Consider the following 9,912-nt stretch of genomic DNA (forward strand, 5'->3'; position numbering starts at 1 on the left):
ATTGACGGGGCGTCAGCAAAACTGGCGCGATGCGAACGGGATCCCGTACGGCCGCCCCGGCCGCTCTCCTCGCCCTGTGCTGCACGGCCGTCGCCGGCCTCACCGGCTGCGGCGGCCCGCCGCGGGACGGCTATGTCGCCGTGGGCGCCGCGGCCCCGGGTCCCGAACGGGGCGCGGGGGAGAACGTGGCGCCGCAGGGCCGGGTGGAGTTCCAGCAGCTCGGCGACCCGTCCGCGGCGGGCGGCTCCTCCGTGTCGTCCAGTACGTCGGCCAGTACTCCCGAGTCCCGGGCACTCGGCGGCTCCGCCCCGGGCGGAACGACGACCACCACCCCCGGCGGCTCCGGACGCACACCCGGGATCCCGCCCGGTGCGGGCCCGTCCACCACCCCACCCGGCACCCCGGACTCCCCGGGCACGCCAGACTCCCCGGGCACGCCGTCCGGCCCGTCGAGCCCGTCCACCAAGCCCGGCACGACCCCGCCGGCGCCGCCGGCGACCCCGGCGAGGCTGACGCTGTCCACCCCGGTCAGGGCGGCCGCGGCCGATCGCTGGTGCGAGCGGGTCACCGTCACCTTCACCAACGCCGGGACCACCGCGGCCCGTTCGGGCACGGTCAGCTTCGCGACGCACATCATCGGCGCCCTCGGCGTCGACTGGGCCACGATCACCACCACCCAGCCGCTCCCCGCACCGATCACGGGCGGAGCCGCCAGGACGCAGACCTACACGGTGTGCGTGGAGGCCTGGCGGGTGCCGCTGGGCATGCACGTGGACACCCAGAAGGTCACCGCCACCTGGAGCTGAGCCCGGGCGGGCGCGGCGGTCAGTGCAGGACGACCCACAGGGCGGCGCCGAAGGCGAGCACGAGCGCGATGCCCACCCCGAGCCACGCGCCCTTCTTGGAGCCGGCGGCCTGCTGCTCCTCCTCGCGGCGCTGGCGACGCGAGCCGGTGGGCGTCTGCCGGGCCGGTGCGGCCTCCTCGACGAAGGCGCGGAACATCTGGGTGCTGCCCGCGGGGTCGTAGTTGCCCTCGGGGACCTGTGAGTTGTGGTTGTCAGCCATGGAGCAGGACCCTAGCCGGTTTTCCGATTCCTTTACCGCCTCGCCCCCAGATTCATTTGCCTGTAGCAACCATCCTCTTCTATGGTTGCTCTAAGCAACAAGATGGGGGGGTCGGCCGATGACCACGCGGTACGAGGAGCTGGCGCGCCGGCTCACCGGGGTCGGCGCGGTCAAGCGCGAGCTGGCCCGCGCCCTGCCTTCGCACTGCCCGCCCGGCGCGGCCGCCGTCCTCACCGTGCTCGACCGGCACGGAGAGATGCGGCTGAGCCGGCTGGCGGAGCTCATGGCCGTCGACATCTCGGTGACCAGCCGGCACGTCACCCACGTCGCCGAACGCGGCTGGATCGAGCGCGAGACCGACCCGGGGGACGGCCGCTGCCGCATCCTGCGGCTCACCCCGGCCGGGCAGGCGCTCCTCGCCGAGCTCGGCGCCCGGTACACGGCGGCACTGGAGAAGGCGCTGGCCGACTGGTCCGCCCAGGACATCGACGTACTCAACACCCTGCTGGCCCGACTCCGATCGAGCTTCTAGACAGAAGGAAACACATGGCCAAGTCGGAGACGCCGACAGACGGCACGTCCACCACCCCGTCCGTGACCCCGGCCATGGCTCCGGCCATGACCCATCCGCAGATCATGAAGGCGCTGTCCGGGCTGATGCTCGGCATGTTCGTGGCGATCCTGTCCTCCACGATCGTCTCCAACGCCCTGCCGCAGATCATCAGCGACCTCGGAGGCACCCAGTCCTCCTACACCTGGGTGGTGACGGCGGCCCTGCTGTCGATGACGGCGGCGACCCCGCTGTGGGGCAAGCTGTCCGACCTCTTCAGCAAGAAGCTGCTGGTCCAGGTATCCCTCGTGATCTACGTGCTGGGCTCCGTGGTCGCGGGCATGTCCCAGAACACCGGCATGCTGATCGCCTGCCGCGTGGTCCAGGGCATCGGGGTCGGCGGCCTGTCCGCCCTCGCGCAGATCGTGATGGCCGCGATGATCTCCCCGCGCGAGCGCGGCCGCTACAGCGGCTACCTCGGCGCGGTCTTCGCCGTCGCCACCGTCGGCGGGCCGCTGCTGGGCGGCGTCATCACCGACACCGAGTGGCTGGGCTGGCGCTGGTGCTTCTACGTCGGCGTGCCCTTCGCGGTCATCGCCCTGATCGTGCTCCAGCGCACCCTGCACCTGCCGGTCGTGCGCCGCGACGTCAAGGTCGACTGGCTGGGCGCCTTCCTGATCAGCGGCGCCGTCTCGCTGCTGCTGATCTGGGTCACGCAGGCCGGCGACTCCTACGAGTGGATCTCCTGGCAGACCTGGGCGATGACCGGCGGCGCGGTGGCGCTCGGCCTGCTCTTCGTCCTCGTCGAGTCCCGTGCGAGCGACCCGATCATCCCGTTGCGGCTGTTCCGCAACAAGACCATCACCCTGGCCTCGGCGGCCTCGCTGTTCGTGGGCATCGCGATGTTCTCGGGCACAGTATTTTTCAGCCAGTTCTTCCAGCTGGCCCGGGGCGAGTCCCCCACGATGTCCGGAGTCCTCACGATTCCGATGATCGGCGGGCTCTTCGTCTCCTCCACGGTTTCCGGTCTGGTGATCACCAGGACCGGCAGGTGGAAGGCCTGGCTCGTCTCCGGCGGTGTGCTGCTGACCGCCGGCCTGGGGCTGCTGGGCACCCTGCGGTACGACACCCCGTACTGGCACATCGCGGTCTACATGGCGCTGACCGGCCTCGGCCTCGGCATGATGATGCAGAACCTGGTCCTCGCCACCCAGAACCAGGTGGCCCCCGAGGACCTGGGCGCGGCCAGCTCGGTCGTCACCTTCTTCCGCTCGCTCGGCGGCGCCATGGGCGTCTCCGCGCTCGGCGCGGTGATGGCGCACCAGGTCACCGGATACGTGAAGGACGGCCTGGCCGCTCTCGGCCCGAAGGCCGCGGCGCTCGGCCACGGCGGCACGGGCGGCGGCGCCATCCCGGACCTCGACAAGCTGCCGGCCCCGTTCCGTACGGTCGTCGAGTCGGCGTACGGGCACGGCGTCGGCGACGTCTTCCTCTACGCGGCCCCCACCGCCCTGCTGGCGCTGCTGCTCTGCCTGTTCATCAAGGAGGTCGCGCTGAAGTCGAAGCCCGCGGCCCACGCCCCGGCGGCGGCGTCTGCCGAGGCCTCCGCCAAGGCAGCCGCCGAGGCCTCCGCCTAGGCGTCGGCCTTCGCCTCGATGCCCGCGATCAGGACGTCCAGCGCGAGACAGAAGTCGCCCTCGGGCGCCCGCCGGGCCGCGCCCCCGCAGCCGTGCAGGAAGTGCGAGACGGCCAGGTGGGCGCCGGTCCGGGCGGAGTCGGCGAGGCCCGTGGCGTCCAACAGCCGCTGGAGGGCGGCGTCGAAGGCCCGGGCGTGCGGGCCGATGTTCGGATAGGCGGCGGCGAGCGGAGCCGCCCAGGGATGGTCCGCCAGCATCCGCCGGTAGCCCCGGGCCAGCGCACGCAGCCGGCCGGGCCAGCCTTCCGGCACCGGCCCGGCCGACAGGGTCAGCTCGCCCAGCGCGCTGTCCAGGGCGAGTTCGAGCAGATCGTGCTTGGTGTCCACGTACCAGTACAGGGACATCGCGGTGACCCCGAGCCGGGCGGCGAGCCGCCGCATCGAGAACCGGGCCAGCCCATCGGCGTCGAGCAGCCGCACGGTGGCGGCGGTGATCCGCTCCCGGTCGAGCCCGGAGGGCGCCTCGCTGCGACGTCTGGCGGGTGCGGCGGGTCTGGCGGCCAGCCACACACTGGACTCGCCCCGGAGCGGATCACAGGAATCGGCCGCGGTCGCCATGGAGGCACCCTCCTCACACCAGGTGGATCAGCCCGGAATGCCCGGGTCCGCCCTCTCGATGCTAGGTCCTGTCGTCGAAGCAGGGCCTTACCGGCGCTACTTTGACGACAGGGCCTGAGGGTGCCGCGTGGTCGGGCCGGATCAGGACGTGGGAGCCGTGAGGTCGTAGACGGTGGCTCCGCCCAGGGTCGACGCCTTGAACGTGGCCTTCACCCAGCTTTCGATGGCGCTGCTGGTGCCGCCGCCCGGACCTCCCTGCCGCATCCCGCCGACGGCCTCGGCGGATCCGCCTGCCTGGGCGCCGCCCCGGCCGCCTGCCTGGCCGCCTGCCTGGCCGCCGCCCTGACTGCCTCCCTGGCTGATGAACCAGTGGATCCGGCCGTCCTTCACGTACTGCTTGAACTGTTCCAGCGTGGGCGAGGGGTCACTGCCGTTGAAGCCGCCGACGGGCATCACGGGCACACCGGAGGCCAGTTGGTAGCTCGCCGCGTTCTGGGAGCCGACCGCGGCCGCCGCCCAGGTGTACTTTCCGGCGTCGGCCCGCAGGGCAGCCTTGGCCTCGGCGCCGACCCGGGTGCCGCCCAGCAGGCCGCCGGGCCCGCCCTGGCCGCCGCCGGCGCGCTCCGTGCCGCGCCCGCCCTGACCGCCCGGGGCCCCCGCACCGCCCGGCGCTCCCATACCGCCCGGGGCTCCCTGACCGCCCCCGCCCGGCGGCATGCCGCCCTGCGGCGGGGTGTTGCCGCCCCGCGGGCCGCCCTGCTGCATGCCACCGGGCCCGCCCAGCGGCACCTCACCGGCGGGGCCGGCGCCCCGCATCATGCCGCCGGGTCCGCCCCGGCCGCCCGCGACCGCGGGTCCGGCGGTCACGATCGAGCCCGCGTGCCCGGTCTGCACGGTGGTCAGGCAGTACGCGAACGGGCCCGCCAGCGCCGCACCCACCCCCAGCGCCGCGGTGGCCAGCAGCACCCGGCGCCCGGCCGCCGCGACGAACGGCAGCGCGGCCGCGGCGAGCAGGCCCCCCACCAGGACCGCCCAGCGCAGCCACGGAAGGTAGCCGGTGGCCCGGCCGAGCAGGACGTACGACCAGACGGCGGTCAGTGCCAGCGTCCCGGACAGGGTGAACAGCGCGGCCCGGGAGCCCCGCTCCTCCCACAGCACGGCGACGCCCATGCCGATCAGCGCGGCGACGAACGGCGCCAGCGCCACGGTGTAGTACTCGTGGAAGATGCCCTGCATGTAGCTGAAGACGACCGCGGTGATCAGCAGCGAGCCGCCCCAGGCCAGGAAGGCCGCACGGGCCATGCCCTCCAGCGAGTCGGTGGCCCGGCGGGCGCGCCAGGTGACCACCAGTCCGGCCACGAGCAGGACCAGGGCGGCGGGCAGCAGCCAGGAGATCTGACCGCCGATGTTGGCCGAGAAGAGCCGGTCGATGCCCGTCTCGCCCCAGCCGCCACCGCCGCCGCCACCGGCGCGTCCGCCACCGCCGACGCTGCCCGTCTCGTTGCCGTTGATCCGGCCCAGGCCGTTGTAGCCGAGCGTCAGTTCCAGGAAGGAGTTGTTCTGCGAGCCGCCGATGTACGGGCGGGAGGAGGCGGGCCACAGTTCCACGACGGCCACCCACCAGCCGCCGGCCACCACCATCGCGAGCCCGGCGAGCAGCAGCTGGCCCAGGCGCCTGCGCAGCCGGGTGGGCGCGCAGACGGCGTACAGCACGGCGAGCGGCGGCAGGATGACGAAGGCCTGGAGGGTCTTGGTGAGGAAGGCGAAGCCGACCGCGACACCGGCCCACACCAGCCAGTCGGTGCGTGCCCCGTCGAGGGCGCGCAGGACGCAGTACACGGTGACCGTGAGCAGCAGGGTCAGCAGCGCGTCGGGGTTGTTGAAGCGGAACATCAGCGCGGCGACGGGCGTGAGCGCGAAGGCGGCGCCGCTCAGCAGCGCGGCCCCCGGCCCGAACTGGCGCCGTACGGCGGCGTACAGCACACCGGTCGTCGCGACGCCCATCAGGGCCTGCGGGACGAGGATCTGCCAGGAGCCGAGCCCGAACAGGCGGACCGACAGCATCATCGGCCACAGGGCGGCCGGGGGCTTGTCGACGGTGATGGAGTTCCCGGCGTCGGAGGAACCGAAGAAGAAGGCCTTCCAGCTCTCGCTGCCCGCCTGTACGGCGGCGGAGTAGAAGGAGTTGGCGTAGCCGGAGGACCCCAGGTCCCAGAGCAGCAGGACGGCCGTGGCGATCAGCAGGGCGGCGAAGGCGGGCCGTTCCCAGCGGGGCCGGTCGGCGGCGTGCAGGCCGGTACGGGCCCGGGCTTCGGGGATCGGGAAGAGCGGAGTTGCTGCGGTGGTCATCGGATGTCGTCCTTCACGGGAGTGTCGCGCCGCTCGGGGAAGACCCAGGCGCGGAAGAGCAGGAACCGCAGCACGGTGGCGGCGAGGTTGGCGGTGATCAGGACGGCCAGCTCGGTGCTGTGCGCGGGGGCGGCCGCGGCCGCTCCGAGGGCGGCGAGGGAGCCGCTGGTCAGGGCGAGGCCGATGGCGAAGACCACCAGCCCCTGGGCCTGGTGGCGCACGGCCCGGTCCCGGCCGCGCACCTTGAAGGTGAGCCGGCGGTTGGCGGCGGTGTTGGCGACGGCCGAGAGCAGCAGGGCGGCGCCGTTGGCGACCTGTGGGCCCGCTCCGGTGCGGAAGGAGGAGTACAGCAGCAGGTAGAGCAGGGTGGACAGGGCTCCGACGGCGCAGAAGCCGAGGAGCTGGCGGGCCAGTCCGCCGTCCACGCCGGGCAGCGCGGTGCGGTCGCGCGGGTCGTCGCCGAAGGGGCGGGCGAGCCGGTCGAGCGGGAGCGCGCCGACGGCCAGTGCCCGGCCCACCCGCCAGACGCCCTTGAGGTCCTCGGTGGCGGTCTTCACGATGTGGACGGTGGAATCGGGGTCGTCGACCCAGTCCACCGGCACCTCGTGGATCCGCAGCCCGGCCCGCTCGGCGAGCACGAGCATTTCGGTGTCGAAGAACCAGCCGGTGTCCTCCACCAGGGGCAGCAGACGCTCGGCGACCTCCCGCCGGATGGCTTTGAACCCGCACTGGGCGTCGCTGAAGCGGGCGGCGAGCGAGGAGCGCAGCAGGAGGTTGTAGGCGCGGGAGACGAACTCCCGCTTCGCTCCCCGCACCACCCGGGAGGACCGGGCGAGGCGGGTGCCGATGGCGAGGTCGGAGTGGCCGGAGATCAGCGGGGCGACCAGGGGCAGCAGGGCGTTGAGGTCGGTGGAGAGGTCCACGTCCATGTACGCCAGTACCGGTGCGTCGGAGCCGGACCAGACGGTGCGCAGGGCCCTGCCCCGGCCCTTCTCCTCCAGCCGCGCGCTGCGTACCCCGTCCAGGGCCGCGGCGAGCTCGCCCGCGACCTCGGGGGTGCGGTCGGTGCTCGCGTTGTCGGCGACGGTGATCCGGAAGGGATAGGGGAAGGTGCGGGTGAGGTGCTCGTGCAGCCTGCGCACGCACGGTCCGAGGTCTTTCTCCTCGTTGAAGACCGGGATCACCACGTCGAGCACGGGCTCGCCGGGCAGGGGCGCGAGTGGAGCCCGTGCCGGAAGGGCCCCGGGAGAGGCGTCGATTGGCATGTACCGACACTCGCCGGGCGGCCTGTCACCGCTGTGTGATGAGCCTGTGCCCCGTCTGTGAGTCCGTCCGTGAGCCCGTCTCTGGGTCCGTCTCTGGGTCCGTCTCTGGGTCCGTCCGTGAGCCCGTCCGTGGGTCCGGCTTCGTGTGCGTCTGCTCGTACGGCAGCAGGACCTCGAAGCAGGTCCGCCCGGGCTCGCTGCGCACGCCGACCCGTCCACCGTGCGCGGTGACCACGGCCTGGACTATGGCGAGCCCCAGTCCGGTGGAACCCGCCGCACGGGATCGGGACGCGTCGCCGCGGGCGAAGCGCTCGAAGACGTGGGGGAGCAGGTCGGGCGGGATGCCGGGCCCGTCGTCCTCGATCCGCAGCCGGACGGCCGGCGTCTCTCCCCCGGCTACCGCTGCGGGCGCCCCCAGCGAGACGTGCGCGGTGACGGTGGTGCCGGGCGGGGTGTGGGTGCGGGCGTTGGCGAGGAGGTTGACCAGAACCTGCTGGATACGGGCCGGGTCGACGCGGACGGGCACGGGTTCGTCGGGCAGGCGCAGCCGCCAGTGGTGCTCGGGGCCGGCGGCCCTGGCATCGCTGACGGCGTCGACGACGAGCGGGGCGAGGTCGGTGTCGGAGTCGCCGGTGGACAGGGGCCGGCCCGCGTCGAGCCGGGCCAGCAGCAGCAGGTCCTCGACCAGGCCGGTCATGCGGGTGGCCTCGGACTCGATCCGGCCCAGTGCGTGCCGGGTGTCGGGGCCCGGCTCCTCCCGCCCCCGGCGGGTCAGCTCGGCGTATCCGCGGATGGAGGCCAGCGGGGTGCGCAGTTCGTGGCTGGCGTCGGCGACGAACTGCCGGACCCGCATCTCGCTCTGCTGGCGGGCCGTGAGCGCGGAGGAGACGTGACCCAGCATCCGGTTGAGGGCCGCGCCGACCTGGCCCACCTCGGTGCGGGGGTCGGCCTCGGCACCCCGGACCCGTTCGTGCAGCGCGGGCTCGCCGCTGTGCAGGGGCAGTTCGGAGACCCGGGTGGCGGTGGCGGCCACCCGGCGCAGCGGGCGCAGGGCGACTCCGACCAGTGCCTGCCCGGCGAGGGAGGCCGCGATCAGACCGGCGAGGGTGACGCAGACCTCCACCGCGACCAGGGTACTCACGGTGGAGTCGACCTCGTGGAGCGGGAAGCCGAGAACGAGGCTTCCGTCGGGCGCGGGCAGCACCCTGTACGACCCGAGCCCGGGCAGGCTCAGGTTCACGGGTGCGCTGCGGCCCTCCCCGGCCGTGCGGGCGGCCTTGGCGAGGACCGCGGTCTGGGCCTCGGTGAGGGGCCGGCGACTGCGCTCGGGGTCTTCGTCTCGCACGCTGCGGTCGGCCATGAACACCTTGCCGTCGGAGTCGATGCGCAGTCCGACGGCGCCGAGCGGTGTGCCCGGGCCGAGGACGAACCTCCCCTCCCTGATCGCCTTCTGCATGCCGGGGGGCGAGGCGGCCATGCCGACCGAGATCCGCAGCTGCTCGTCGAGCTTGTCGACCAGGTACGAGCGCAGGGCGAGGGTGGTGACGGTCCCGATGGCCGCGCCCACGACGGCGATCAGCGCCACCGCCGAGACGACGAGCCGGGTCCGCAGGGACCAGGGGCGGCCCGGCCGCTTCGGGCGGAGGCGGACGGCCACTACTCGGCCGGCTTGATCAGGTAGCCGGCGCCCCGCCGGGTGTGGATCATCGGCGCCATTCCCGGCCCGCTCTCCAGCTTCCGCCGCAGGTAGGAGATGTACAGCTCGACCACATTGGCCTGGCCGCCGAAGTCGTAGGACCACACCCGGTCCAGGATCTGGGCCTTGCTCAGCACGCGGCGCGGGTTGCGCATCAGGTAGCGCAGCAGCTCGAACTCGGTGGCCGTCAGGTGGATCTCCCGGCCGCCGCGGACCACCTCGTGGCTGTCCTCGTCGAGGTGCAGGTCCCCGACGGCGAGCACCGAGCCGCCGCGCGCGGCCTGCGCCGCGCCCGAGCGCCGGACCAGGCCGCGCAGCCGGGCCACGACCTCCTCCAGGCTGAACGGCTTGGTGACGTAGTCGTCCCCGCCCGCCGTCAGGCCCGCGATGCGGTCCTCGACGGAGTCCTTGGCGGTCAGGAAGAGCACGGGGACCTGGGGGATCTCCCGGCGCAGCTGACCCAGGACGGCGAGCCCGTCCATGTCGGGGAGCATGATGTCGAGGACCACGACGTCCGGCCGGAACTCGCGCGCCGCCCGCACCGCGCCGGCCCCGTCACCGGCGCTGCGGACCTCGCAGCCCTCGTAGCGCAGGGCCATGGACAGCAGCTCGGAGAGTGAGGCCTCGTCGTCGACGACGAGGACCCGGCAAGCTCCGCCGTCGGGCCGGGTCAGGGCCGTCGGGTTGCTGGTGGACGTGGACGCGTGGGATGTGGTCGTCGCAGTCATACGAC

Annotated in this window: 9 protein-coding genes; 3 read left to right on the forward strand and 6 right to left on the reverse strand. The window is 73.4% G+C overall.

Translation table 11 applies throughout. The features are described 5' to 3' along the window. Positions 1 to 29 precede the first annotated feature (29 nt). Entirely contained in the window at positions 30 to 806 is a 777-nt protein-coding gene (locus ACFYOB_RS11325) for a hypothetical protein (RefSeq protein ID WP_388557871.1), read from the forward strand. 19 nt (positions 807 to 825) lie between these two features. On the opposite strand, the gene ACFYOB_RS11330 is transcribed toward ACFYOB_RS11325, so the two are convergent. Continuing rightward, on the reverse strand, positions 826 to 1,065 hold the full coding sequence (locus ACFYOB_RS11330; RefSeq protein ID WP_388557874.1) for a hypothetical protein: 240 nt from the start codon (positions 1,063 to 1,065) through the stop codon (positions 826 to 828). A gap of 118 nt (positions 1,066 to 1,183) precedes the next feature. Between ACFYOB_RS11330 and ACFYOB_RS11335 the strand changes: the two genes are divergently transcribed. Next, positions 1,184 to 1,597, forward strand: a complete 414-nt coding sequence (locus ACFYOB_RS11335; protein ID WP_388557877.1) for a MarR family winged helix-turn-helix transcriptional regulator — start codon at positions 1,184 to 1,186, stop codon at positions 1,595 to 1,597. A 74-nt stretch (positions 1,598 to 1,671) separates the two neighbouring features. Further along, a complete protein-coding gene (locus ACFYOB_RS11340; RefSeq protein ID WP_388558672.1) occupies positions 1,672 to 3,252 on the forward strand; it encodes an MDR family MFS transporter in 1,581 nt (526 codons plus the stop codon). On the opposite strand, the gene ACFYOB_RS11345 is transcribed toward ACFYOB_RS11340, so the two are convergent. The 5 genes from ACFYOB_RS11345 to ACFYOB_RS11365 all read right to left on the reverse strand — a co-directional run bounded on the left by ACFYOB_RS11345 (position 3,249) and on the right by ACFYOB_RS11365 (position 9,907). Continuing rightward, on the reverse strand, positions 3,249 to 3,869 hold the full coding sequence (locus ACFYOB_RS11345) for a TetR/AcrR family transcriptional regulator (protein WP_388557879.1): 621 nt from the start codon (positions 3,867 to 3,869) through the stop codon (positions 3,249 to 3,251). The two genes, ACFYOB_RS11340 and ACFYOB_RS11345, sit on opposite strands and share 4 nt — an antisense overlap. Positions 3,870 to 4,010: 141 nt before the next feature. Continuing rightward, positions 4,011 to 6,218, reverse strand: coding sequence for an ArnT family glycosyltransferase (locus ACFYOB_RS11350; protein WP_388557882.1), 2,208 nt, complete (start codon positions 6,216 to 6,218; stop codon positions 4,011 to 4,013). Continuing rightward, the gene (locus ACFYOB_RS11355) at positions 6,215 to 7,483 is read right to left on the reverse strand and encodes a glycosyltransferase (RefSeq protein WP_388557885.1); all 1,269 of its coding nucleotides are present in this window, start codon (positions 7,481 to 7,483) and stop codon (positions 6,215 to 6,217) included. Before ACFYOB_RS11355 ends, ACFYOB_RS11350 begins: the two co-directional genes overlap by 4 nt. Positions 7,484 to 7,508: 25 nt before the next feature. Then, positions 7,509 to 9,140, reverse strand: coding sequence for a sensor histidine kinase (locus tag ACFYOB_RS11360; RefSeq protein ID WP_388557888.1), 1,632 nt, complete (start codon positions 9,138 to 9,140; stop codon positions 7,509 to 7,511). Beyond that, positions 9,140 to 9,907: a response regulator transcription factor gene (locus ACFYOB_RS11365; protein WP_388557890.1), complete on the reverse strand. Its 768-nt coding sequence runs from the start codon at positions 9,905 to 9,907 to the stop codon at positions 9,140 to 9,142. Before ACFYOB_RS11365 ends, ACFYOB_RS11360 begins: the two co-directional genes overlap by 1 nt. Between the last annotated feature and the right edge of the window lie 5 nt (positions 9,908 to 9,912).

Source organism: Streptomyces sp. NPDC006463, assembly GCF_042870715.1.
GTDB lineage: Bacteria > Actinomycetota > Actinomycetes > Streptomycetales > Streptomycetaceae > Streptomyces.

What these genes read in the sequence shown, in the direction of transcription:
- ACFYOB_RS11340 (WP_388558672.1), top strand. Translation starts at nt 1,672, where the DNA reads ATGGCTCCGGCCATGACCCATCCGCAGATCATGAAGGCGCTGTCCGGG.
- ACFYOB_RS11345 (WP_388557879.1), bottom strand. Translation starts at nt 3,869, where the DNA reads ATGGCGACCGCGGCCGATTCCTGTGATCCGCTCCGGGGCGAGTCCAGT.
- ACFYOB_RS11355 (WP_388557885.1), bottom strand. Translation starts at nt 7,483, where the DNA reads ATGCCAATCGACGCCTCTCCCGGGGCCCTTCCGGCACGGGCTCCACTC.
- ACFYOB_RS11365 (WP_388557890.1), bottom strand. Translation starts at nt 9,907, where the DNA reads ATGACTGCGACGACCACATCCCACGCGTCCACGTCCACCAGCAACCCG.
- ACFYOB_RS11330 (WP_388557874.1), bottom strand. Translation starts at nt 1,065, where the DNA reads ATGGCTGACAACCACAACTCACAGGTCCCCGAGGGCAACTACGACCCC.
- ACFYOB_RS11335 (WP_388557877.1), top strand. Translation starts at nt 1,184, where the DNA reads ATGACCACGCGGTACGAGGAGCTGGCGCGCCGGCTCACCGGGGTCGGC.
- ACFYOB_RS11350 (WP_388557882.1), bottom strand. Translation starts at nt 6,218, where the DNA reads ATGACCACCGCAGCAACTCCGCTCTTCCCGATCCCCGAAGCCCGGGCC.
- ACFYOB_RS11325 (WP_388557871.1), top strand. Translation starts at nt 30, where the DNA reads ATGCGAACGGGATCCCGTACGGCCGCCCCGGCCGCTCTCCTCGCCCTG.